The following is a 24,137-nucleotide window of genomic DNA, read 5'->3' as shown; positions in this document are numbered from 1 at the left end:
TGGCGGGCCGGTTCGCGCGGGCCTCGCAGGACACTGGCTACACCGCCTCAACTGCGCCCGCCCCGAGCGGTAAGCAGGTCGTTGCGCCTACCGGCTGCCGGTTTCAAAATCCTGCCAGCCGGCGCGGTGCTGCTCCATTTCCTGCGCGCTGATGCCGTAGGCGTCGCGCACTTCCTCGGGGCTGAGCAAGCCTTGGTCCACGGCGTTGAGGGCGGCCCACACCTTGAGCTTGCGCTCGGCGTCGGCGCTGGCGTTGGCGGCCGGCTCGGGGCGGCCGTCGGTGTCGAAATAGTTGGGCAAAGACTCGCTCATAGACCCTTGCAAGTTAGGTCGTCTTTTATTAAGTCAGCGTGAATTTATCACCATTTTCCGGTGCGTTTTCTGCTTATTTCCAGCGGCTGAAAAATTGGTCGAAACTCTCCCGATAACCGTCGCTCACGGGCAAGGTTTCGCCCTGAATCTGGACCGTGCCGCGCCCCACCGCCTGGATGTGGCCCAGCCCCACAATATAGCTGCGGTGAATACGCATGAACTTGCCGGCCGGCAGCTTTTCTTCCATGCTGCGCAGGCTGGTGAGCGAGAGCAGCGGCCGCGTCTGGCTGGCCAAATGCACCTTCACGTAGTCCTTGAGGCCTTCCACGTACACAATGTCGGCCAGGGCCACGCGCACCAGCTGGTACTCCACCTTCAGATAGATGTGGTCTTCTTCGGGCTGGGCCACGGGGGGCGCCGCGGGCGCGGGGGCCACGGCGGGGGCGGCCTCGCTGGCCTGCTTCATCTCGAAGTAGGCCTTGGCCTTGAGCGCGGCGCGCAAAAACTCCTCGTAATTGAAGGGCTTGAGCAGGTAGTCGAGCGCATCGACGCGGAAGCCTTCCAGCGCATACTGGTTGAAGGCCGTGGTGAAGATGACGCGCGGGCCGTGCTGCAGCACCCGCGCCAGCTCCAGGCCGCTGAGGTCGGGCATCTTGATGTCGAGAAACAGCAGGTGGGCGTCGGGGCGCTCGTGCAGGGAGCGCAGGGCGGCCACGGCGCTTTCGTGGCGGCCCACCAGGCGCATAAACGGCGTGCGCTCGATGAAGGAGCACACCAGGCCCAGGGCCAGCGGCTCGTCGTCGACGGCCACGCAGTTGATGATGAACGGGGCTACAGCTTCAGATTCAGACATACTTCGTACTCGTTGGAGGCGTTGCGGGGCGTGACGGTGACGGTGTGGGCGTGCGGGTAGAGCAGGTTGAGGCGGCGCTGGGTGTTGGCCAGCCCGATGCCGCCGGGCTCGTCGTCGGCTTCGTCGTCGGGGCGGTCGGGAAACACGGTATTGCGCACGCGCAGCTCCACGGTGCTGGCCGAGGGCTGGCGCAGCTGAATGGTGATGCAGCTGGGCGCGGTGGCGCTCACGCCGTGCTTAAAGGCATTCTCGACGAAGGGCTGAAACAGCATGGGCGCGATGAACGGGTCGGGGCTCAGCGGGTCGGGCCGCTCAAACTGCACCCGCACCTTGGTGGTGAGGCGCAGGTGCATGAGGTCGATGTAGTCCTGCAAAAAGCTGATTTCCTGGCTCAGGCGCGTGTGGCCGGCCGGCGACTCGTACAGCACGTAGCGCATCATGCGCGAGAGGCGGTGCAGGGCCACGCGGGCCTGCTCCCCGTCGAGCAGCGTGAGGGCGTAAATGTTATTGAGGGTATTGAAGAAGAAGTGCGGGTTGATTTGGGCCTTGAGCAGGCTCAGCTCGGTGGCCACCTGGCGGCGCTCCAGCTCCAGGCGCACCTCGGCGTCGCGCTGGCCTTTTTGCATGGCCGCGAGGCTGGTGGCAATGCCCAGCACCAGCAGCGTGATGAGCAGCACGCCGGTGTTGACGACGGGGCTGCCCTCGTCGGGTCCGGTGAGGGGGTGCGGGCGCGGGCTCGACCACGGGTTGGGCGGGTTGAGGACGGCTTCGCGGGCGGCAGCCACCAGCTCGGGCACGTGCAGTCGCTGTTCCACCTGGTGGTGCACTAGCGCTATCCCCAGCACCAGGCCGGCGTTCAGGAGCAAGTAGGCCCAGGCCTTGCGGGCGTAGAGCAGGCGGGGCGCCGCCCAGCCCACGTTGAGGTAAAACACGCCTCCCAGCAGGCCAAAAACCACAGTCTGCGTCAGCCAGAACTCCGGCGGCTTCGGCCCGGGGTAATCGGGCTGCTGGGCCCAGAGCAGCACCGCCACCAGCCCCCACACCAAGGCGTGTAGCAGCAGCGTGGAGGCGGAGCGGAGCGGCGGGAGGGGCATTGATTAGGAAGTGTTAACAGTAGGTATTAATTTGGGGTATGGATTATTTGCTCACAGACGCGCAGTGGGCCCGCATCGCGCCGCTGCTGCCGGGTCGGGAAGGCACGAAAGGTGGCCGGGGCCAGGACAACCGCCGTTTTGTAGAAGCGGTGCTGTGGTTGTTGCGCAACGGCTGCCGCTGGCGTGCCTTGCCGGCCGCGTGGGGCAACTGGCACACAACATACACGCGCTTCCAGCGCTGGACCGCCTCGGGCGTGTGGGCCCGGGTGCTGGCCGCCGTGCAAGAGGACGACGCGCTGCACACGCTGCTGGTCGACTCGACCACCGTGCGGGTGCACCAACACGCGAGCGGGGCACGCAAAAAAACGGGCCGCAAGCCCTGGGGCGTAGCCGCGGCGGATTGACCACCAAGCTGCACGCGGTGGCCGACGCTGGGGGCCGGTTCGTGCGCGGCAGCCTGACAGCCGGCCAGCGCCACGACGCCCCGCAAGCGCTGCCGCTGCTCGACGGGCTGGCCCCGGCCTACCTCGTGGCCGACCGGGGCTACGATTCCGACCCGCTCGTGGCCACCCTGGCTGCCCGCGGCACCTGTGCCGTGATTCCGCCCCGGTGCAAGCGCCGCTACCCGCGGGGCTACGACGCGGCGCGTTACGCCCAACGTCACCCCATTGAGCGCCTTTTCAGCCGCCTCAAGCAGTTTCGCCGCGTGGCCACCCGGTATGACAAACTCGATGCGCATTTTTTGGCCTTTATTCACCTCGCTGCAACCGTCCTGTGGCTACGCGACTGTTAACACTTCCTAGACTATCAATTGAAGACGGCGCAAGCTACAACCCACGCCTGTGGCGGTGCGGGCCACATCGGCCAGCCGGGCAAGTTTGCCGGCCAGTCGGCGTTTTTGGGCCAATTGCCGGGAAATCGGGCTGAGCCGGGGTTTTGGTGGCGGGATTTGGCTGCTGAATGCGGGAAATGGGCGACGCCCCATCCCAACTCGGCGATTGCAGCGGGCGCTGCGGAAAGGTGAGAAGCAACTTTGAAAAAACAAGCCGCAACTCCCTATTCTCCAACCCGCCTGCTTCCCTGCTCATGGCCGCATCACTACTTCCCCGGGTTGCCTCCATGCTGGCAGCGGCCACACTGCTGCTGGCCGTGGCCTGCCATAAAGAATCGGAAAACGCCACGCCTTCCAACGACGACCTGAGCGTGCTGGGCGCCCTGCCCCTCTCGGCCCCGGCGCCGGCCGACAACCCCGGCACGCCGGCCAAAATCGCGCTGGGCCGCGCCCTTTTCTGGGACCCGGTGCTCTCGGGTGGTAAGGACGTGAGCTGCGCCAGCTGCCACCACCCCGCCAACGGCTACGCCGACGCCATCGACCTGGCCATTGGCGTGAACGGGCAGGGCCTGGGCACGGCCCGCCGGTTCCGCCAGCCCAACACCATTCCGTTCACCAAGCGCAACACGCCCACGGTCCTCAACACGGCCTTCAACGGTCTCGCCAACAACGGTACTTACGACCCCACGCGGGCGGCCATGTTCTGGGACAGCCGGGCGCAGTCGCTCGAAGCGCAGTCGGTGCAGCCCATTGCGGCGCTGGAAGAAATGCGCGGCACCGCCTGCAGCGAAAGCGCGGCCCTCGACACGGCCGTGGCCCGGCTGCGGCGCATTCCGGCGTACACTACGATGTTCGGCGCCGCCTTTGCCGAGCCCGTGCCCGTCACGGCCACCAACATCGGCAAAGCTCTGGCCAGCTTCGAGCGCACCCTGCTGGCGACCGATGCGCCCTTCGACAAGTACCTGCGCGGCGACAAAACCGCCCTCAGCGCCCAGCAGGTGCAGGGCCTGAACGCCTTCATCAGCAGCGGCTGCGCCAAGTGCCACAGCGGCCCCATGCTGTCGGACTACCAGCTGCACGTGCTGGGCGTGCCCGACAACCCCAAAAACGCTGCCTCCGACGCCGGCGCCAACAACTCCTACGCCTTCCGCACGGCCAGCCTGCGCAACGTGGCCCTCACGGCGCCCTACATGCACAGCGGTGCCCTGCCCAACCTAGGCGCGGTGCTGGCCTTTTACGCGCCGCCGCCCGGCGCCCCGCCCACCGCCAACCCCCGCGTGGCGCCCGGCCAACGCGACCCGCTGTTTCCCACCCGCGTGAACGACCCGCAGGCCATCATCGCCTTCCTGCAGTCGCTCACGGCCTCCAGCTTCGACCGCAGCGTGCCCGCCACCGTGCCCAGCGGCCTGGCCGTGGGCGGCAACATTCAGTAGACCAACCCCTTCGTCATCATTATTTCCGCTTGCCTATTCCATTACCCTTACACCCTTCTTTTCAACATTTTCAATTTTTCACCCTTTTTCATTTTTCACCCTTATGCGTTTATCCACCACCCTTCGCTTGCTCAGCGCTGCCGCGCTGCTGTGCTCCATGAGCAGCTTCTCAGGCTGCGAGAAAGAATGCGTGCGCCCGGCCGGCGGCAAAGACTGCAAGAAGCCGAGCACGACCACCACGGCCGACTCCACCAAGACCGGCGGCGCCAACTAACTTGCTGGTTGCCGGGCCGCGGGTCCGGGCTTCGATTGGGCCTGGCTGAGCTCTTTAATGCACGGCCAGGCCCTGACGGAGCTGCTATTATTCTTTTTCGCTATCTTATTGGTTATGAAATCTACACGGACGGCTTGGGGCAACTTTCGGGGGTGGTGGCTGGCCTTGCTGGCTCTGCTGGCGCCGCTGGCGGCTTCGGCCACGCACATCGTGGGCGGCGAGCTGGATTTGCAGTACAAGTCCGGCAGCACGTATGCTCTCACCCTCAATCTGTATTTCGACGCCATCAATGGCAGCGCGGGCGCGTTGGACGACAATCTCACGGCCAGTATTTTTAATAAAACCACCAACCAGCGCCTTGCCGACGTGGTGTTGCCCCGCGTGAGCAACACGTTTGTGAACTACACCAACCCGGCCTGCACCGTGGGCTCGCTAAGCACCCGCAAACTGGTGTACACCACCGACATTACGCTGAGCGCAAGCGTTTTCAACAATCCTGGCGGCTACTACGTGGCCGTGGAGCGCTGCTGCCGCAACGTGACCATCACCAACATTGTGGCGCCTGGCAACGCGGCCCAAACCTTCTACCTCGAATTTCCGGCCGTGGTGCGCAACGGCGCGGCTTTTATTGACTCCACGCCCCGCATCTTTCCGCCGCTGGGCGACTATGCCTGCCGCAACGAACTGTTTTACTACGACTTTGGCGGGCAGGACCCCGACGGCGACTCGCTGGCCTACGACATGGTGACGCCCCTCAACGGCCACGCCACCTTTGCCAACCCGCTGCTGCCGCAGGCCGGCGCGGCACCCTACTCCCCCATCACCTGGAACGCGGGCCTGAACGTGAACAACCAGATTCCGGGCAGCCCCGCCCTGGGCATTGATGCGCGCACGGGCCGCCTTACGGTGCGGCCCCGCGACCTGGGCCTGTACGTGTTTGGGGTGCGCTGCTCGGAGTACCGGCGCGGCGTGAAAATTGGCGAGACGCGGCGCGATTTCCAGCTTTATGTGCTGAACTGCCCCACCAACGTGGCCCCGACCCTGCAGGTGCGGGCGCCGGGCAGCCCCACCGCCTACCGCCCCGGCCGCGACACCCTGCGCCTGCAGCCGGGCGGCAACCGCTGCCTCACCATTCGCTACACCGACCCCGACCCCAGCTCGGTGCTGAGCATGAGCAGCCGGGCGGTGAATTTCACCACCACGGGGCCCATTTTCAGCACCACCACCACCGGCATGGTACACGCAGCGGGCCAGCCCGATACGCTGGTCACCACGCTCTGCTTTCCGGATTGCATCGATACCAAGGGCAAAGTGTACTTGGTGGACGTCATTGTGGCCGACAACGGCTGCAGCCTGCCCAAACACGACACCATCCGCATTGCCTTCACGGCGGCCTCGCTGCCCAACCACGCGCCGGTGCTCAGCACCACGTTTCCGCCTGCTCCATTGCCCGTGTCCGACGACGCGCCCGCCGTGGTGCGCCTCACGCTGGGCGAGCGCTACACCGCCACCCTCACTGGCACCGACGCCGACCAGAATTTTCTCACGCTCAGCGCCACCGGCTCAGGTTTCGACCTCGCCGATGCCGACATGAAATTCATCGCCCAGAACGGACAGGGCCGGGCCAGCGCCACCTTCAGCTGGGAGCCCACCTGCGCCGCCGTGGCCCAGGCCAAAACGAACAATAGCCTGCTGGTGCGCTTCCGGCTGGCCGAAGCTGGCCCCTGCGAGCCGCTGCCGCAGGAGCGCCTCATCCGCTTCGTGGTGGCGCCGAAGGGCGATTCGCTCGCCTTCCGCCCGCCCAACGTCATCACGCCGAACGGCGACGGCCAGAACGACTTTTTCATGATGCCCAGCCTGCCCGTGGATTTCTGCGACCGTAAGTTTGCCAGCATCAAAATCTTCTCGCGCTGGGGCCAGGCGGTATTTTCGTCGGCGGAGCGCGGCTTCAAATGGAATGGCGCGGGTGCGGGCGGCATGTATTATTACCTCGTGACGTACACCGACGGCCAGAAGTACAAGGGCTGGGTGGAGGTGATACCGTAATTACTAATTGAGGTAGAGACGCAACATTTTGCGTCTCGCCGTTGAACGACAACGCCTAAACGACCAAGCACGAACCGCAAATGGCACGGCTCCGGCCGTTCGACGACAAGACGCAAAATAGTGCGTCTCTACCTCGTTCGCTGTTCCTCACTCCTACGCATGAAGCTTAAAAAGAACATTGCCACCAGCGAATCCGGCTTCATTTTCAATCCCGCCACCGGCGACTCGTTCGCGGCCAACCCGCTGGCAGCCGATATTCTGGCCCGCGCCAAGGAAGGGCTGGCGCCCGCCGCCATCAAGGCCACCATTTTGGAGCGCTACGACGTGGCCCCCGGCCAGCTCGAAAAAGACTGGGACGACCTGCTGGCCCAGCTGCGCGAATTCAACCTGCTAGACTAATCTCACTGTGCCTCTTTCCGCTGCCCGCCCCCGGCTCACCGTGGCCGTGACCGGCCTCAACGCCACCGACAGCCCCGGCCCGGGCGTGGCCGTTATCCGCGCCCTGCGCGAAACGTTGGACTTTGACCTGCGCATCATCGGGCTGAGCTACGAGGCGCTGGAGCCGGGCATCTACCTGCGCGAAATGGTGGACCGCACCTACCAGCTGCCCTACCCTTCGGCCGGCACCACGGCACTGCTGGAGCGACTGAGCTACATTCGGCAACAGGAAGAAGTGGCGGTACTCATTCCAAATTTCGACGCCGAGCTGTACAACTTTATCAAGCTGGCGCCGCAGCTGCGGGCGCTGGGCATTCAGACCTTTTTGCCCACGCTGGCGCAGCTCGAAGCCCGCGACAAGCTGAACCTGCCGGCTTTTGGGGCGGCCCACGGGCTGCACGTGCCGGCCAGCCGCCCGCTCCACCACGCCGCCGAGCTGGCCGCCGCCGCCGAAACCCTGGGCTGGCCGCTGGTGCTGAAAGGCCGCTACTACGACGCCGCCGTGGTGCACTCGCTGGCCCAGGCCGAGCAGGCGTTCTTGCGGCTGAGCGGGCTTTGGGGCGTGCCACTTATCGCCCAGCAGTTTGTGGCGGGCCAGGAAATCAACATCGCCGGGCTGGGCGACGGCCACGGCCGCGCCCTGAGCGTGGTGCCCATGCGCAAGCTCACCATCACCGACAAGGGCAAGGCCTGGGCCGGCATCACCCTCGAAGACGAGGCCCTCATAGCCCTGGCCCGCCGCTTTGCCGAAGTGACGAAGTGGCGCGGGGGCTTCGAGTTGGAAATTATGCGCACGGCCAGCGGCGAACTGTTCATCATGGAAATTAACCCCCGTTTTCCGGCCTGGATTTACCTCACGGCCGCCGCAGGTCAGAACCAGCCCGCCGCTCTGCTCCGCCTGGCCCTGGGCCTGCCCGTGACCATGATGGAGGAGTACGCCGTGGGCAAGATGTTCGTGCGCTACGCCTGGGACCTGATTACCGACCACACCGAGTTCCAGCAAGTAGCAGCGCTGGGCGAACTTTGACGCCATTAAAAAGCGGCAAAAGGACGTCATGCAGAGCGCAGCGGAGCATCTCGCGTGCAACCAATAATTAGTTATTCTAGGCAAGATGCTTCGCTGCGCGCTACATGACGTTCTAAAAATCCTACCAAAAGAAGTGAAACTTCCCTACGAACGTCCTACCCTCCGCAAGCTCACGGCCGGCGCCCTGAATAAGTTCGGGCCGCGCACCGGTGCCCGCGCTGTGACGGCGATTGACGGCGTGGCCGTGGCCGAGTTGGTGGCCCGGTTCGGCTCGCCGCTGTTTGTGCTGAGCGAGCGGCAGCTGCGGCGCAGCTACCAGGCGGCGATGCGGGCCTTTGGCACGCGCTACCCGCAGGTGCAGCTGGCGTGGTCGTACAAAACCAACTACCTCAATGCCGTGTGCCGCACCTTTCACCAAGAGGGCGCCTGGGCTGAGGTGGTGAGCGGCATGGAGCTGGAAAAAGCCCTGCTCAACGGCGTGCCCGGCGCGCACATTCTCTTCAACGGCCCCGGCAAGCGGCGCGCTGACCTGGAGCGCGCCTGCGAGGTCGATGCCGTCGTTCACCTCGACCACGCCGACGAACTGCACCTGCTGCTGGACGTGGCCGCTGGCCGGGCCCAGCGCCCCCGCGTTGCCCTGCGCGTGAACCTCGACACGGGCATTGTGCCGCAGTGGGACCGGTTCGGCTTCAACCTGGAAAACGGGGAGGCCTGGCAGGCGCTCACGCGCATTGTGGCCTCGGGGCGGCTGGCGCTGGTGGGGCTGCATTGCCACATCGGCACCTACATTCTGCAGACGGCACCCTACGGCGTGGCGGCTACCAAGCTGGCGGCGCTGGCCCTGCGCTGCGAGCGGGAATTGAACACGACCATTCAGTATCTCGATTTGGGGGAGGATTCCCTTCCACCAATACCTTAAAAGGGGCCTACCTGCCCGCCTCCGACACCGTGCCGAGCCTGGACGAATATGCCGAAGCCATTACCGGGGCACTGCTCAGCGCGGGCTTCAAGTCCGGCGCATTGCCGATGCTGGTGCTGGAAGCCGGCCGCGCGCTGGTCGACGACGCGGGCTCGCTCATCGGTACGGTGCTGGCGAATAAGCGCCTGGCCGACGGCCGCCGCGCCACCATCCTCGACTTTGGCGTGAACCTGCTTTTCACGTCTTTCTGGTACGACCACCACATCAGCCCCACCCGCGAATTCTCCACCGTCACCGAGCCCACCGTGCTCTACGGCCCGCTGTGCATGAACATCGACATGCTGCGCGAAAGCATTCCCCTGCCCCTGCTCGCGCCCGGCCATCACGTGCTGGTGCACAAAGTGGGCGCCTACAACATGAGCCAGTGGCAGCAGTTTATCAACCTGCGCCCCAACGTGGTGCTGATTGACCAGGGGGGCCAGGCGCACCTCATTCGGGCGGCCGAGACACTGGAATATCTGCAGCAATTGGAGCTGGTGCCGCCGCATTTGCAATGACAACGATTGCCACTATCTCCTTCCTTCGCGCCGTGCTGCACAGCTACTCCATGCTGTTTTTCTCGCAGCACCGTGGGTTTGCGGCGGTGCTGCTGCTGGTCACGTTCAGCCACCCGGCGGCGGGCGTGGCGGGGCTGGCGGGCGCGGCGCTGGCGGTGGCCGGGGCCCGACTGGGCGGCTTCAATCGAGAATGGACCGATGTGGGCGCCTACAGCTTCAACTCCCTGCTGACCGGGCTGGCGCTGGCTTCCTTTTACCAGCCGGGCTGGGCGCTGGCGGGGCTGGTGGTGGTGGGCGCCGCCCTGGCCCTGCTGCTGAGCGTGGCCCTGGGCGGCTGGCTGGGCGGGCGCGGGCTGCCGTTCCTGTCGCTGCCTTTTCTGCTCACGGTGTGGCTGCTGATGCCGGGCAGCAGCCCCCTACTGCACTTGGCGCCCGCCGAGGGCAGCGTGTACTGGCTCAACGACGTGTACGCGGTGGGCGGGCCGCGCCTGGTGGGCCTGGCCCAGTGGGTGGCCGACTGGCCCTGGCCGCCGTTGCTGGCTACTTACCTGCGGGCGCTGGGCGCGGTGCTGTTTCAGGACAGTGCTCTGGCCGGGCTGCTGGTGGCGGGCGGGCTGCTGTGGCACTCGCGCATTGCGTTTTCGCTGTCGGGGCTGGCGTTTTTGGTGGCGGTTGGGCTGGGCCAGCTGGTGGGCCCGGCGGCGGGCGGGCTCAATGAGTATAACCTGGGCGCCAACTACATGGTGGCGGCCATTGCGGTGGGCAGCGTGTTTGTCATCCCTTCGGCGGCGAGCTACGGCTGGGCCTTGGGCAGCGTGCCCGTAACGGTGGTGCTGCTGGCCGGCCTCACGGCCCTGCTCGACAAGCTGGGGTTGCCCACGCTCTCGCTGCCCTACTGCGCCACGGCGCTGCTGTTTTTGTACGTGCTGCTGCTGCGCGAGCGGCCCGGCGCGGGGCTGGTGCTCACACCCGTGCAGCGCTACTCACCCGAGCGCAACCTCTACGCCTTCGCCACCGACCGCGTGCGCCTGGCCCATCAGGGCGCGGTGGCGCTCACCTTGCCCTTTCTGGGTGCGTGGCGCTGCACGCAGGGCTATGCCAGCGGTGGCCCCACCCACCTCGGCGACTGGGGCGCTGCGCTGGATTTTGCCATTTTTGACGCCGACGGCCGCTCCTACCACGGCGCCGGCCTCTCGCTGTCCGATTTCTACGCCTACAACAAGCCCGTACTGGCCCCGGCCGACGGCGTGGTGGAGGAAGTCGTGCAGCACATCGAAGACAACGCTATTGGCGAAGTGAACACGGCCCAGAACTGGGGCAACACCGTGGTGCTGCGTCACGCGCCGGGCCTCTACACCCAGCTTTCGCACCTGCGCGCCCACTCCGTGCCCGTGAAAGTGGGCGACCACGTGCGCCGCGGCGACATCATTGGCACCTGCGGCAACTCGGGCCGCTCGCCCGAGCCGCACCTGCACTTCCAGGTGCAGGCCACGCCGTACGTGGGCTCGCGCACGCTGGCCTATCCGCTGGCGTACTACGTGGCCGAGCCGGCGGGCGAAAGCCTGGCGCCAGCAGCTGCCACGGCGCCACGGCTGGCAGAAATGCGGCGGGAAGCTGTTGGTACCCGGAAAGAAAGAGAGGAAAGTTTGCCGTCCTTACTGGCCCCGGCCACCGCGGCGCCAAGGGCATCTTTTGCGCCGCGGATGCAGCCGCAACTGCACCACTTTGCGGTGCCGGTGGCGGGCGAAACCGTGCGCCCGCCCGCGTTCAACAAGCTGCTCAGCCAGGCCCTGCGCTTCCCGCCCGGCTACGCCCTCGACGTGCGCAACGCCGATGCGCCCGAGCTGCCACCCCAGCGCTGGGAGGTGTTTACCGATGCCTACAACCTGCCCTACCTGCGCTGCCAGACCACGGGGGCGGTGGCCTACTTTGCGGGCGATGAATCGGTGTTTTATTTCACCGCTTTCTACGGGTCGGAGGCCTCGTGGCTGTACCTGTTTTACCAGGCCGCCTACCGCGTGCCGCTGGCCATCGTGCACGACAAAATCGTGCACGACACCTTCCCGCTTACGGTGGTGCGCCACGCGGCGCTGACCTGGGCGCAGGACCTGCTGGCGCCTTTCTACCGGTTTTTGCGGCCGCGCTTTGGAGTGGAGTGGGTGGGCGAAACGACTGGCCGGCGAGTGTTGCTGCGCAGCCGCGTCACAGTGAGCTATTTTGGCCGCGAACGCACGGAGCAAACGGCCGAGTTGGTCTTCCGGGAAGGCGCCCTGGCCAGCATCCGCATAAAGCGAAACGTGTTGGAACTGTTCCTCACCTGTTCAGTAGCCGGCACATGAGACAGCCTTTCTATTTTGTGGATTTCGGCTGCGCGAGGCCCGCAGGCATTGCCGGGCAGCGAGCGGGCTGGTGGCGCGGCGTGCTGCTCGCGTGGCTGCTGCTGGTGCTGCCCCGGCTGCTGCCGGCCCAACAGCTGGCCCAGCCGCTCGACTTTCAACCCACCGACAGCCTCACCCAAACCCTGGCCACGCAGTACCGCTGGGCCGAGCTCGACTCGGTGGGCCGCGCCGCGCTACGGGCCGGCACCGACTACCCCACCCTGCGCCGACACCTGGGCCAGGCCGCGCTGGCCCGCGAGCAGCCGGCGCAGGCCCTTCGCCACTACGGCCGCGCCTTGCGCGAAAACCCGCTCGACACCGCCGCCCGCTACGGCCTGGCGCTGGCCTACCTCGACTTCAACCAGTCTGGCCCGGCCGCGCTGCTGGCCGGGCACTTGCCCGACTCGCTGCGCCGCCCCCTGCACCTGATGCCTTTCCAGGCCGTGACGCAGGTGGAAGTGGAGGCCGGCGGCCAACACGGCAACTCGACTCACCGGGGCGACGCCGGCTTCTTCCGGCTCGACGTTAGCAGCCGGCTGGGTTCCCGCATCGGCCTGAACCAGAACGTCAGCTACTTCGGCCAGACCGTGGAGCTGCCCGACCGCCGGCGGCCCGGCGGCAACTTCTATCCGCTGCGCCAGGTGCAGTACCACGCCCTGCTGGCCGGGCAGCTGGCCCCGCGCTGGCGGGTGCTGCTGGGCTACAACCACCTCAACAGCGACCTGGGCCTGCTCGCGAACCGCGCCGACAACCTGGGCTATGCATCGGTGGCCTATGCGCGGCCCTACTGGACGGCCCAGGTGGGCGTGTACGCCGGCACCCTCACCGATACGGCCCGCGTGCAAACTGACCTGCGCTTGGCCGTGTACCCGCTCGGCAACCTGCGCCTCTACGCCTACGGGCGGGCCAGCGTGCTGCGCTCCAACGGCCGCAGCTACCCGCACGGGGTGCTGGGCGTGGGCGGCCGGCTGCAGCGCCACGTGTGGCTGGAGGCCTACGCGGGCCTGGGCCTGACGCCCGTGCTGGCCGAGCTCGACGGCACCTACGTGTACAACCTGCTCGACCCCGTGAACGAACGCGGCGGCGCCAACTTGCTTATTTTGCTGAGCCGCCCGCTGTCGCTGCGCCTGAGCTACGGCGCCGAACACCGGCGCGACAGCGTCGACGGCCGCTACTATTCCCTGAACTCCCTAAGCACCGCCCTCACATGGACCTGGTAAAGCTGACTTTTTCCGCCGCTGCGCTGGCGTGCGTGGCCCCGGCCGCGGCCCGCGCCCAGGACCAGTCGGCCGCCTTTGCCAGCAGCTATGCCGCCGAAGCCAAGGCCGACTACGCCGAAGCCATTGCGCCCATCAAGGCCCTCTACACGGGCACCTACGAGCAGAACCTGCGCCTGGGCTGGCTGTATTTTCTGGCCAAAAACTACACCGCCGCGGCCGCCCACTACCAGAAGGCCGTGGAGCAGCGTCCCTACGCCCTCGAACCCAAGTTCGGCCTCATCAAGCCCCTGAACGCGCTGGGGCAAGTGGAAAAGATGCTGGGCCTCTACACCGACATTCTGAAAGTAGACCCCCAAAACACCCAAGCCAACTACTGGACGGGCGTCATCTACCTCAACCGCAAGGCCTACGGGCAGGCCGCCCGCTATTTCGAGCGCGTGGTGAACCTCTACCCCTTCGACTACGACTCCAACATCTCGCTGGCCTGGGCCTACCTCAACCTTGGCAAGAAAGCCGAGGCTCGTGCCCTCTACATCAAGGCTCTGCTAATTCGGCCCGGCGACGCGGCCGCCACGGCCGGCCTGAAGCGGCTGTAGGCCTGTTTCGGGGTCGCGGCGGCGGTTGTAGACGTCCTTCTGGCACTGGCGGCGATTATTGGCCAGCTCGGCGACGTTTTAAACCCAATCATCGAGTTGAGGTCTGACTGGTTATCGCAATTGCTGAATATTTGTTTGTCGGCGAAGACGTGATTAAATTACGCTGCGAAATTGCTGCTGGCTCCCGCTTACCTTCTTCTCTGTTGTTCGGCCCATGACCGATTTCCCCCACGATACATATTTCGACACGGCCACGATGAGCAGCGGCTGCGCGGTTTCGCCCGAGCCTGCCATTAGCGAAGCCGAGCGGCTGGCCCTGCGCAGCTCCGAGCGCGAAACCGGCGGCCAGTTCATCCTCGAGCAGAATTACCCCAACCCGTTTGTGGGCGAAACCACCGTGCCCTTCACCTTGGCCACGGCCGCCGATGTGCGCCTCGACCTCTTCGACCTGCTGGGCCGCAAGGTGGCCGGCGTGGTGCGCAAGGGCCGCAGCGCGGGCACCCAAAGCATCAAATTGAACCTGGAAGGCCTGGGCCTGGCCCCCGGCGACTACGAATACCAGCTGGAAGTCACGAACCGCCACGGCGTGTATCGCCTGCGCAAGCTGATGACCGCCGAATGACCCGTTGTGTGGGGGAATGTGCGTGATGCCCCTGAGGCCGGCCGCTGCAACGGCCGGCCTCTTTTTTTGCCCCAGCGGCGCTCCCACGGCGCGCCGCTTTTAGGTTCCGCCGCCCCGACCGTACTTTGCTGCCCGGGACGCCGCCGGCGCGGCCCCGGTCTTTCCACCTGCTCTTCCCACCGCGGCCCCGCCGCATCAATTCCTTTTTATGGCTGACCAAACCCTTACCGGCCTGCGGGCCGGCGTGCTGCACGGCGACGAAGTGCAGGCGCTTTTCGAAAACGCCAAGGCCAACGCCTACGCCCTGCCCGCCGTGAACGTGACCGGCACCAACACCGTGAACGGCGTGCTGGAAACCGCCAAGGCGGTGAACTCGCCCGTGATGATTCAGTTCTCGAACGGCGGCGCGCAGTTCTACGCCGGCAAATCCTTGCCCAACGACAAGCAGCAGGCCAGCATCGCCGGCGCCATTTCGGGCGCCCACCACGTGCACCTGATGGCCGCTCTCTACGACGTGCCCGTGGTGCTGCACACCGACCACGCCGCCAAAAAGCTCCTGCCCTGGATTGACGGCTTGCTCGACGCCGGCGAGAAGTACTACCAGCAGCACGGCCAGCCGCTCTACAGCTCGCACATGCTGGATTTGTCGGAAGAGCCGATTGAGGAAAACATCGAAATCTGCAAGCGCTATCTGGAGCGCATGGCCAAAATCGGCATGACGCTGGAGATTGAGCTCGGCGTGACCGGTGGCGAGGAAGACGGCGTGGACAACTCCGACGTGGACTCCTCGAAGCTCTACACCCAGCCCGAAGAAGTGGCCTACGCCTACGAGCAGCTGAGCGCCATCAGCCCGCGCTTCACCATCGCGGCGGCCTTCGGCAACGTGCACGGCGTGTACAAGCCCGGCAACGTGAAGCTGCAACCCAAGATTCTGCACAACTCGCAGGAGTTCCTGCGCCAGAAGCACAACATCGCGGAGGCCATGCCCATCAGCTTCGTGTTCCACGGCGGTTCGGGCTCGAGCCGCGAGGAAATCCGCGAGGCCATCAGCTACGGCGCCATCAAGATGAACCTCGACACCGACCTGCAGTGGGCCTTCTGGCAGGGCATTAAGGACAACTACGTGAAAAACGAAGGCTTCCTGCAGGGCCAAATCGGCAACCCGACCGGCGCCGACTCGCCCAACAAGAAGTACTACGACCCGCGCGTGTGGCTGCGCAAAGGCGAAGAAACCTTCGTAGCGCGCCTGAAAGAGGCCTTTGAGGACCTGAACTGCATCAACCGCCGCTACTAGCGCTTAGCATATATTGATAAATTAGGGACGTCATGCTGAGCAAAGTCGAAGCATCTCTGCCGCGAAGAGTAATCTATTTACTATTGCGGTAGAGATGCTTCGACTTCGCTCAGCATGACGTTCTTTCATTACGCTATTTTTCGATTCGCCCCACCATGCCGTACCAGCCTGCTCCCGCCCGCTACCAGGAAATGACCTACCGCCGCTGCGGGCGTAGCGGCCTGAAACTGCCCGCCCTCTCGCTGGGTCTGTGGCACAACTTCGGCGGCGTGGATGTGCTCGAAAACGGCCGCGCCATCCTGCGCCGGGCCTTCGACCGCGGCATTACGCACTTCGACCTGGCCAACAACTACGGGCCTCCCCCGGCTCGGCCGAAACGAACTTCGGTCGCATCCTGCGCGAAGATTTCGCGGCCCACCGCGACGAGCTCATCATCTCCACTAAGGCCGGCTACCACATGTGGGAGGGCCCCTACGGCGAATGGGGCTCGAAGAAGTACCTCGTGTCCAGCCTCGACCAAAGCCTGCGCCGCATGGGCCTGGACTACGTCGACATCTTCTACCACCACCGCCCCGACCCCGACACGCCCCTGGCCGAAACCATGGCCGCGCTCGACCTAATCGTGCGTCAGGGCAAGGCCCTCTACGTGGGCATCAGCAACTACGAGCCCGAGCAGGCCGCCGAGGCCATCCGGCTGCTGCGGGAGCTGGGCACGCCCTGCCTCATTCACCAGCCCAAGTACTCGATGCTGGAGCGCTGGGTCGAAAACGGCCTGCTCGACCTGCTGGGCGAGGAAGGCGTGGGGTGCATTCCCTTCTCGCCCCTGGCCCAGGGGCTGCTCACCGACAAGTACCTGCGCGGCATCCCCGACGACTCGCGCGTGGCCAAAGGCGTGGGCTTCCTGACCGAGCAAAACCTCACGCCCGAACGCCTCGACCAGGTACGTCGCCTCAACGAACTGGCCCAAACCCGCCAGCAAAGCCTCGCCCAAATGGCCCTAGCCTGGCTACTGAAGGACGAGCGGGTGACGTCCGTGCTCATCGGCGCCAGCAAGCCTGAGCAGCTCGACGACTCGCTAAAGTGCCTGGAGAACCTGACATTCAGCGCGGAGGAGCTGGCGGCCATTGAGGCCATTTTGTAGTCGAAAAAGTGCCCTGAGACGGCGTAGAGAAGCATACTTGTGTCTCTACACCGTTCTCGACTACTTCCCAATCGAGCCAATCTTGGGCTGCACCTGGATGATGAAGCGTTTGTTGAGCGCTTCCTGGCTGCCCGTGTAGCGCCCGGCGCCGCGGAAGCCGCTGCCCGCCGCCACCACTTCCAGGTTGGCGGGGAAACGTAGGCCGGCCTGCTCCCACAGCCGAATCACGGCTAGGGCGCGGCTGTAGCTGAGCTGCCGAACGGCGGGGCCGTCGAGGTTGTGCGGGTCGTTGGCGGGGTAGCGCAGGTCTTTGGCGGCACGGCCTTCCACCACAATGAGGTATTGCACGTTGTCGTCGTTTTTGATGGCCTGCATCTGGCTGAGCAGGAAGCGGCCGGCTTTCACCAGCGGCGCCTGGGCCTCGGCGGGCAGCACGGCGCTCTGCGGCGAGAACGTGACGGGGAAGTTGAGCTCGTAGCGCTTGTAGCGCTCGTTGTAGATGAAGTAATTGCTTTCCAGCCGCTTCAGGGCCGCTTTTATCTCGTCGAGCTTGCGCTTTTCCTGCACCTGCACTTTCAGGTCGTAGATGAGCTTGTCGTTATCACGCTGCTTGTCTTTGAACAGCTTATAGCTGAGCACGAACAGCACCAGCATGGTCAGGAACAAGGCCGTCATGAGGTCCACGTAGCTGGGCCAGAAGAAGTCCTTGCTTTCTTTCATAGTGGGTTTATTGCTGGTATTACTGGAGGTGGTAGAAAGTCATGCAGAGCGCAGCGAAGCATCTCGCGTGGGGCAGTAATCAGGCTCGCTCCGAGCGAGATGCTTCGCTGCGCTCTGCATGACGGAGTAGTTACTTCTTGCCCAGGAAATTTCGCTGAAACCAGTTGGGCTTGGTGATTTCCTCCAGCACCTTGTTGGTGCGGTCTACCTGTTGCAACAGGGCCTGTTGCAGCTGCGAGTCGGCCAGCAGGCGGGCTTCCATGCGTTGCATGGCTTGCGCAGCTAGGTTGGCCTGGCGCTCCTGCAGCACGTTGAGGTCCTTTTGCTGGGCCGGCAGTTGGGTGAAGGGGTTGAGGTACTCCGTGATTTTCTGGTACACGTTGTTCTGGTTCAGCTCACGGAAATGGCGCTGCCATTGCTCATGGGCTTCGGTGGCTTCTTTTTGCAGCTCCAGCAGGCGGCCGTCGAGCTCCACGTCCATGCGGTGCACGCCCTCGCTCACGCCCTGACGGATTTGGGCGCCCAGGTCGGCCAGTAGCTTGCCGTGCTGGCTGAAGAAAGCCACCTGCTGGCGCAGGGCGTCGTCGTGCTGCTGCAGGTACTGCGGCACGCTGGCCAGGCCCTGCTCCAGGGCCGTGAGGCGGTTGAGCAGCGCCGTGATGACTTGCGCCACTTCGGCGCCGTGCGTCACGGTGTTGTTGAGGGCTTGCTGATAGCCCAGGAACTTCTCGAACGTTTGGGCGCTTTCATCCACCCGGTCGAATACCCGAATCGTGGCATTGGCCAGCTCGGAATAGCCAATTTTCTCCAGCTGCTCCAGAAACCGCTTCTGCACGCTTACGTTCTCGGTTATGCTGGCTATGAGCGGCGTAAATTCGTGAATCTTGCTGAAGAAGTCGTTCTGAATCTGGCTGAAAAACTCGGTATTAAACGTGTCCAGCACTGATTTCAGATTGGCCATGCCGGCCTGCATGTCGGAGTTCAGCTTGGGCAGCAGGGCCTTCTGCAGAAAGGTGTAGTAGGCGTTTTTATTGCGGTCGCGCCGGGCTCGGGCCTGCTTCAGCAGCTGGTTGCCGGCCAGCGTAAAAGCTAACCCAAACAAGCTGCCAATCATGGCAATGAGCACGCCGCCCAGGAAGTGTTGCACGTCGTTGTTGCTGAACGAGGTGTCTTTGGCCGGGTCGGCCACGGCTTCCGCAAAAGGATTGCCTACCAGCGACACCAGCCCCAGAATGGCCCCCGTGAAGGTGCCCAGCAGACCCAGGTACAGCGGCGTCGAAATCTGGGCCTGAATCTCTTCGTCCAGCGCCTCGGCGTGGCGCTCCGAAATGTCTTTCAGAATGCCAAAATCGGCCGCCGCGCCGCGGTTATTTAGCAGGTATTCGTTGGTGTCTACGATGATTTGGCCAAATTCCGGCGAGGCGTCGCGCGTCATCAGCGCGTCGTATTGCACGTCGAAGTTCCGGTCCGGGTCAGCGGCCGTGAACGGGATGGGCTGCACGGCTATTGAGCCAGCGGCCGGGTACATGGCCCCCACCCGCGCGGTGAGCTGGCGGTTGCGGAAGAACACCACGCCCTGCCAAGCCACCAGGGCCAGGATGAGTAAGATTTCAATTAAGAGCATAGGTTGGATTTACAGCGAAGGTAGAGACGCAACATCTTGCTTATCGTCGTTGAATGGCCGAAACCGGGCCGCCCACAATGTTCGAGCGTCATTGTTCAACGACGAGACGCAAAACATTGCGTCTCTACCTCGTTCGGGCCAATCATTAGCTCAGCGCAATACTGGCCTTCTGCACCACGTGCCAGGCATCGTCGCGCTTTTCGAGCTTGCCGGGGGTCAGGTTTTTAATGGTCGTGAACTGCTCCGTAGGCGGCAGTTCAAACGTAAAAAACTCCTTCAACTCCCGCACACCATTGCCGATGATGCGCGACTGGTCGGCCTGCGGACTGAAGGAGAATTGCGCGGTATCGGCGTCGGTGTGCGGCAGCGTGATGAGCAGCGGCATCTGCGGCAGCGGGTTGGGGCTGAGTTTGCGGTGCTCAATGCTGGGCACGTCGGGGGCCGGGCCGAAGTAACGCACTGGCCCAGTAGCCGCCAAAGGGACTTTCTCTACCGATACTTCTGGCGCGGTATTTTCTATTAGTTCTTGAATCGCGGGTGGCGTGGAGGTGGGTGCAGGCCATTCAAGAGTCTGGCCGGGTTTCAGCAATTCTTCTTCCTGTTTCATGGGCGTAGGATAATGAGATGAGTCCATCTCTGAACGACGGTGTGGTACCTTCCAATCGTACTCTGACTCTTTACTCTCTTGTTTAGTTCTGCGTTTCTTCATGAGAATATGGCTTTGTGGGAGGCATAGACCATCCTCCTTGACCGGCCTGAATTTTAGCATTATCTGGAGGAACAATTACAGGGGAACGGCCTGTGTCATTGATATTGACAGTTTCATCAGGAGTTGAATTAATTAACTCCTGAATAGCTGGGGGCGTGGACATCGTTGTAACCCACTCTACAGTATTTTCTGACTTTATAGGCTGATTTTCATATGATGACTGCAGAATTTCGTCCGGTTTTCTCAATGATTTTGGAGAAGATTTGTAAGGTACTGAAGGACGTGGCTCGCGGCCCTGTATTTTGCTCATCGACTGAATTGACACCTGTTTGGGAGGACTTTGGGTTGCAGGAAGAACAAAAGTTTGTGTTGCTGCTTTGGGCACATTTTCAGCTCGTTTTTTTGGTATGGGACGCGGGGGGATGACCCCAACTACCCTGCGAGGTTTCCGGGTCAACCACCGCGCGCCCAGCACACCTATTATAATACCACCTGCCATCAGCCCAAGCATCCAAGGCCACTTGGAATTTGGCACACTCGCTACCGGCAAGTCGGAATCAGCGGGCTGGGCGCGCGCCGCCACTCCGCTGCCCAGGTCTAGAGCCAGCAGCAGAAGCAGCGCCCACCGCCACACCGGGCTAGTTGAGCGGCTGCGCATCATGAAGCACCTTGGATAGTTCATACAGGGCGTTTTTGAACGGCAGGAAGAACAGCGTCTCGGGAATGGTGTCGCCGTCACGCAGCACGTCGGCGTACTGTTGGCGGTAGAGATTGAAGGAATCGCCGAGGCTGCGCTCCAGCGTGCTCATCACTAGGCCGGGGTCGTTTTTCACACCCAGGTCGGCCTGCACGCGCTTTAGCTCGGGGTCTTCGAGCAGCAGCTTGAGGCAGGCGCGGGCATTGCTTAATACCGCTTGCTTGATTTCATCAGTTACGGCAGCAGCTTCGAGGTGGTGCTCGCCTTTGTCGGCCTGCGGGTTCTCGGCATCGGGCGCAACGCCCACGGGGCGCACCAGGGGCGGGTCCTGCGGAATCTGGCCGGTGGCCAGCACGCCGCCGTTGGCGGTGGTTTGCTTGGGGTCGTCGGCCAGCTTGATGCGGAAATCAGCCGGCACGGGCTGCCCAGTGGCTTTCTCCATGATGAGGCGGGCCAGTTTCTCCACCGGCTGCAGGTTGGCCCCGGCCGCCAGCAGACGCACGTAGAGGCTGCCGCGCCCGGTGAAGCACAGGTAGCGCGGCAGCTGCTGGCCGTTGGCCACCGTCACCTGCGCCACGTGGTAGATGAGGGCGCCGAAGTGCAGGTAGAACAGCACCCGCAGGTGCTCGGCCCGCAGCAGCCGCTCGCTGAAGCCCAGCAACTGGTCGTAATTAAACAGGAAGCTGGCTACGTCCTCGGAGCCGAAATTATCGGTGCTTTCAGCCACCAGCACGTACTCCCGCGCCCGGCGGGCGGCGGGCGAAAGCACCGCACTCTGCACCCCAGCCACACCAAAACGCACCAGTCCGTTGTCTTTCGAGCCGCGTACTTCGGCCCCGCCATCGCCCCACAGGTCGTTGCCGGCGAAGCGGAACGAGGTGCTGAGCACCGGCTTGCGGTCGGCGTAAAGCAGCACGTCGGTGGTGCCGCCGCCGATGTCGATGAAGGCCGCGTTTTCGCCCGGCCCCAGCGTCACGATGTTGCGGCGGGTGAGGTAGTAGTAAGGCGCCGTGCTCTCCACCATGCAGGGCATAGAATTGGTGGTCTTGAACACGTCGTGGAAAATCGTATCCCACTCGCGCTGGTACAGATTGCGCTGGTAAGTGCTGAAGCTCAGCGGGGCAAACCAGGTGATTTGCGTGGCCGCGAGGTTGCCACCATTCAGGGCCACCTTGGCGCGGCACAGCAGCAGAATTTCCTTGAAAAACGCCCGCACGCGGTTGGTGTTGGCGATGTTCAGCGAATTATCCCACTTCAGATTGGTGTGGTAATTCGGCCGGCGCTGCTCCTCGGTGATGATGCCGAAGGCCACGTTGATGTTGCCGAGCACGCTCAATTCCTGGGTGGCGTAGTTGGCCGCCTCGTAGGTGGCGGTGCGGGCCGGGAAAGCGTAGGGCGAATTGTCGGCGCCAATGATGGGCGGCACAAACTCACGCTCCTGGTACTGCTGCCAACGCTTGATTTGCACGAAGTTGGCCGGGTCATCGTCGATGCCCCGGTACAGGCGCTCGTAGGCAGTACGGTCGGGCTCGGCGGTACTCTTTTTGAGCAGGGCTACCGGCGTATCGGTCAGGCCAAAGCTGAATGGTTTGGGCTCCTGGCCGGGACTGTCCTGCATGGCAACGTGGGTGTTCGTCGTGCCGAAATCGATGGCAAAACGGTACTCCTTGGTACCCTGGCGCACTTCGGGCCAGCGCGGAATGATGAGGGCGCGGCCCTCGGCCGGGGCCGGGTTCAGCACTTCGAGGTAGTCGAAATGGGTGCCGCGCACCTCGTAGTAGGTGCTGCCTTCGTCCTGGCTGGTTTTGGGGGTGCGCTCGTAGCGGGTGGCGCTCTGGTCGGTGCCGGTTTCGCTGAGCTGGTGGCCATTGGCCCAGAATTTCAGGTCGACTTTCTTGGTCACCATGCTCGGGTCGATGTTGTTGGCATCCACCAGCATCACTTTGTAGAAATCGTTGAACTGCGGTGCGTCAATCACCTTCACGAAGGGGAATACCGACAGCGCTACGTTGGTCACCAGCAGGCGGCCGATGTTGTCGCCCTGCGGATTGGGGTAGTAGGCGCGCTCGTAGTCCACGTCGCCGCCGCCGCTCACCGGCACGCGCAGGCGCACCCGCACGCTGGCCGAGTCCATCTCCACCGTCAGGTGCTCGGCCAAATCCTGGGCCGTGAAGTAGTCGAAATACGTCGGCTTGAGCGGCAGCAGCGGCCAGTTGCTGGGCTTAAAGCCCGGCGCTATCTTCAGGTTACCACTGAAAAAGCGCGTATCGTCCACTTCGTAGGGCACGGTCAGCAGCGTTTCCTCCAGCAAATCGTTCACCGTGAGGTACGGGTACGGCAGCTCCGGACCAGGCAGGGTGCGCTCCTTCAGCGGGCGGGCATCGGCAGCGGGCACAATGGCGCCGCTGTCGGCAAACATGGTTTCGTTGAAGTAGCGCTTGCCCACGGCCTTCAGGCCGGGCCGCAGCACGATGGGCAACGGGCCCGCCACGCCCGGCCGGCTGGGCCGGATGAACAAGTCCGAATTGCGCACCGTGCCCTCGTCGGGGCGCACGCGCAGCAGCACGCCGGCCACGTCAATCTGGTTGTTCGACGCATCCGTCAGCACCGGGAAATTGCTCAGATTGGCGCTGCCTTCCAGGGCCCATTTCTGCAGTAGGCTGCGGTCGAGGGTGTCGCGCACCAGCGGGGCCAGCGATGTCAAGGCCGGGTCGCCGGTGAACAGCTGGTACACGTAGTCGCGAAAGGCGGCTTCGCGGGCCTCCAGCGGCACGTACTGGTTGTCGAAATAATAGCCGCCACCCTGGGGCCGCTGCACCGGCAGCGGGCGCACGTTGGGCGCCGGGAAAAACAGCGTGAGCGGCGAAGTGCCGCCAATGAGCTGCGGCACGCCATTGGCACCGGGGAAATAAATCAGATGCATCTCGGTCAGCTTCGCGAAGCGGCCGTCGAGGTACAGGCTCAGCACATCGGCCAGCGGGCGGGTGGCGGGGTTTTGGCGCAGCTTAGCCAGCTCCTCGTCTTTGCGCCAGGCCCGGATTTGCAGGCGCTGGCTGGCCAGCTTGCGCTGGTGGAAGTTGAACACCATCTCCCACACGTCCCAAAAGTGGCTCACCAGCTGGTGGTAAACGGAATCCTGGGCGGCCCCGCCTTGCGTCACAAAGCGCAGGGCGGTTTCGACCAGGTGCATGCGGGCAAACGGCGAAGGAATGGACACAGCCACTTTGGCGGCGCGGCCGCCCTGCGGGTCGCGCAGGCGCTCCACTTCGTGGGGGCCAATTTTTCCAGTCGGTCCCCAGCCCTCGTGGGTGCTGGAGCCGGTATCGTGTAGGCGCAGGATTTTAGCCATTG

21 protein-coding genes and 1 pseudogene are annotated in these 24,137 nt (G+C 64.0%); 14 read left to right on the top strand and 8 right to left on the bottom strand.

The window, feature by feature from the left end; translation table 11 throughout:
• Positions 1–87: 87 nt before the first annotated feature.
• From MUN81_RS05930 to MUN81_RS05920, 3 genes are all read right to left on the bottom strand, one after another.
• Positions 88–312, bottom strand: coding sequence for a hypothetical protein (locus tag MUN81_RS05930; protein ID WP_245115868.1), 225 nt, complete (start codon positions 310–312; stop codon positions 88–90).
• Positions 313–385: 73 nt separating this feature from the next.
• Positions 386–1,165: a LytTR family DNA-binding domain-containing protein gene (locus MUN81_RS05925; protein ID WP_245115866.1), complete on the bottom strand. Its 780-nt coding sequence runs from the start codon at positions 1,163–1,165 to the stop codon at positions 386–388.
• Positions 1,144–2,259 (bottom strand): sensor histidine kinase, encoded by a 1,116-nt coding sequence (locus MUN81_RS05920; RefSeq protein WP_245115864.1) that lies wholly within the window; start codon positions 2,257–2,259, stop codon positions 1,144–1,146. The genes MUN81_RS05925 and MUN81_RS05920 overlap by 22 nt, the downstream gene beginning before the upstream one ends.
• Before the next feature lie 38 nt (positions 2,260–2,297).
• Between MUN81_RS05920 and MUN81_RS05915 the strand changes: the two genes are divergently transcribed.
• The 14 genes and pseudogenes from MUN81_RS05915 to mgrA all read left to right on the top strand — a co-directional run bounded on the left by MUN81_RS05915 (position 2,298) and on the right by mgrA (position 17,036).
• A protein-coding gene (locus MUN81_RS05915; protein ID WP_245110381.1) for an IS5 family transposase occupies positions 2,298–3,052 on the top strand; the annotation gives its coding sequence in 2 pieces (ribosomal slippage) (positions 2,298–2,628 and positions 2,628–3,052; 756 coding nt in all).
• Positions 3,053–3,345: 293 nt separating this feature from the next.
• The gene (locus tag MUN81_RS05910; protein WP_245115862.1) at positions 3,346–4,524 is read left to right on the top strand and encodes a cytochrome-c peroxidase; all 1,179 of its coding nucleotides are present in this window, start codon (positions 3,346–3,348) and stop codon (positions 4,522–4,524) included.
• Between the two features lie 103 nt (positions 4,525–4,627).
• Positions 4,628–4,798: a hypothetical protein gene (locus tag MUN81_RS05905; RefSeq protein WP_245115861.1), complete on the top strand. Its 171-nt coding sequence runs from the start codon at positions 4,628–4,630 to the stop codon at positions 4,796–4,798.
• 114 nt (positions 4,799–4,912) lie between these two features.
• The gene (locus tag MUN81_RS05900; protein ID WP_245115860.1) at positions 4,913–6,844 is read left to right on the top strand and encodes a gliding motility-associated C-terminal domain-containing protein; all 1,932 of its coding nucleotides are present in this window, start codon (positions 4,913–4,915) and stop codon (positions 6,842–6,844) included.
• 159 nt (positions 6,845–7,003) lie between these two features.
• On the top strand, positions 7,004–7,243 hold the full coding sequence (locus MUN81_RS05895) for a PqqD family protein (RefSeq protein ID WP_245115858.1): 240 nt from the start codon (positions 7,004–7,006) through the stop codon (positions 7,241–7,243).
• 7 nt (positions 7,244–7,250) lie between these two features.
• A complete protein-coding gene (locus MUN81_RS05890) occupies positions 7,251–8,309 on the top strand; it encodes an ATP-grasp domain-containing protein (protein ID WP_245115856.1) in 1,059 nt (352 codons plus the stop codon).
• 133 nt (positions 8,310–8,442) lie between these two features.
• Positions 8,443–9,228 carry a hypothetical protein gene (locus MUN81_RS05885; RefSeq protein WP_245115854.1) on the top strand — a complete coding sequence of 262 codons (786 nt, stop codon included), beginning with the start codon at positions 8,443–8,445 and terminating at the stop codon, positions 9,226–9,228.
• 29 nt (positions 9,229–9,257) lie between these two features.
• Positions 9,258–9,785, top strand: a complete 528-nt coding sequence (locus tag MUN81_RS05880) for a hypothetical protein (RefSeq protein ID WP_245115852.1) — start codon at positions 9,258–9,260, stop codon at positions 9,783–9,785.
• The gene (locus MUN81_RS05875) at positions 9,782–12,124 is read left to right on the top strand and encodes an urea transporter (RefSeq protein ID WP_245115850.1); all 2,343 of its coding nucleotides are present in this window, start codon (positions 9,782–9,784) and stop codon (positions 12,122–12,124) included. The genes MUN81_RS05880 and MUN81_RS05875 overlap by 4 nt, the downstream gene beginning before the upstream one ends.
• On the top strand, positions 12,121–13,383 hold the full coding sequence (locus MUN81_RS05870; RefSeq protein ID WP_245115849.1) for a tetratricopeptide repeat protein: 1,263 nt from the start codon (positions 12,121–12,123) through the stop codon (positions 13,381–13,383). Before MUN81_RS05875 ends, MUN81_RS05870 begins: the two co-directional genes overlap by 4 nt.
• Entirely contained in the window at positions 13,371–13,979 is a 609-nt protein-coding gene (locus MUN81_RS05865) for a tetratricopeptide repeat protein (protein WP_245115847.1), read from the top strand. The genes MUN81_RS05870 and MUN81_RS05865 overlap by 13 nt, the downstream gene beginning before the upstream one ends.
• Before the next feature lie 214 nt (positions 13,980–14,193).
• On the top strand, positions 14,194–14,601 hold the full coding sequence (locus tag MUN81_RS05860; RefSeq protein ID WP_245115844.1) for a T9SS type A sorting domain-containing protein: 408 nt from the start codon (positions 14,194–14,196) through the stop codon (positions 14,599–14,601).
• 208 nt (positions 14,602–14,809) lie between these two features.
• Positions 14,810–15,895 carry a class II fructose-bisphosphate aldolase gene (gene fbaA / locus MUN81_RS05855; protein ID WP_245115842.1) on the top strand — a complete coding sequence of 362 codons (1,086 nt, stop codon included), beginning with the start codon at positions 14,810–14,812 and terminating at the stop codon, positions 15,893–15,895.
• Between the two features lie 155 nt (positions 15,896–16,050).
• A pseudogene (gene mgrA, locus MUN81_RS05850) lies at positions 16,051–17,036 on the top strand (L-glyceraldehyde 3-phosphate reductase).
• A gap of 60 nt (positions 17,037–17,096) precedes the next feature.
• Here the strand turns inward: mgrA and MUN81_RS05845 are convergent.
• The 5 genes from MUN81_RS05845 to MUN81_RS05825 all read right to left on the bottom strand — a co-directional run bounded on the left by MUN81_RS05845 (position 17,097) and on the right by MUN81_RS05825 (position 24,135).
• Complete coding sequence (locus tag MUN81_RS05845; RefSeq protein ID WP_190928005.1) at positions 17,097–17,756, bottom strand: hypothetical protein; 660 nt, start codon at positions 17,754–17,756, stop codon at positions 17,097–17,099.
• A gap of 130 nt (positions 17,757–17,886) precedes the next feature.
• Positions 17,887–19,380 (bottom strand): hypothetical protein, encoded by a 1,494-nt coding sequence (locus tag MUN81_RS05840; protein WP_245115840.1) that lies wholly within the window; start codon positions 19,378–19,380, stop codon positions 17,887–17,889.
• Positions 19,381–19,525: 145 nt separating this feature from the next.
• Positions 19,526–19,840 carry a hypothetical protein gene (locus MUN81_RS05835; protein ID WP_245115838.1) on the bottom strand — a complete coding sequence of 105 codons (315 nt, stop codon included), beginning with the start codon at positions 19,838–19,840 and terminating at the stop codon, positions 19,526–19,528.
• Between the two features lie 229 nt (positions 19,841–20,069).
• On the bottom strand, positions 20,070–20,750 hold the full coding sequence (locus MUN81_RS05830) for a hypothetical protein (protein WP_245115836.1): 681 nt from the start codon (positions 20,748–20,750) through the stop codon (positions 20,070–20,072).
• A complete protein-coding gene (locus MUN81_RS05825) occupies positions 20,728–24,135 on the bottom strand; it encodes a hypothetical protein (RefSeq protein WP_245115834.1) in 3,408 nt (1,135 codons plus the stop codon). Before MUN81_RS05825 ends, MUN81_RS05830 begins: the two co-directional genes overlap by 23 nt.
• Positions 24,136–24,137: the final 2 nt, after the last annotated feature.

It is taken from the genome of Hymenobacter sp. 5317J-9, from assembly GCF_022921075.1.
Lineage (GTDB): Bacteria > Bacteroidota > Bacteroidia > Cytophagales > Hymenobacteraceae > Hymenobacter.
The sequence above is the reverse complement of the archived record's forward strand: the minus strand, read 5'-3'. Positions and strand labels throughout refer to the sequence as shown.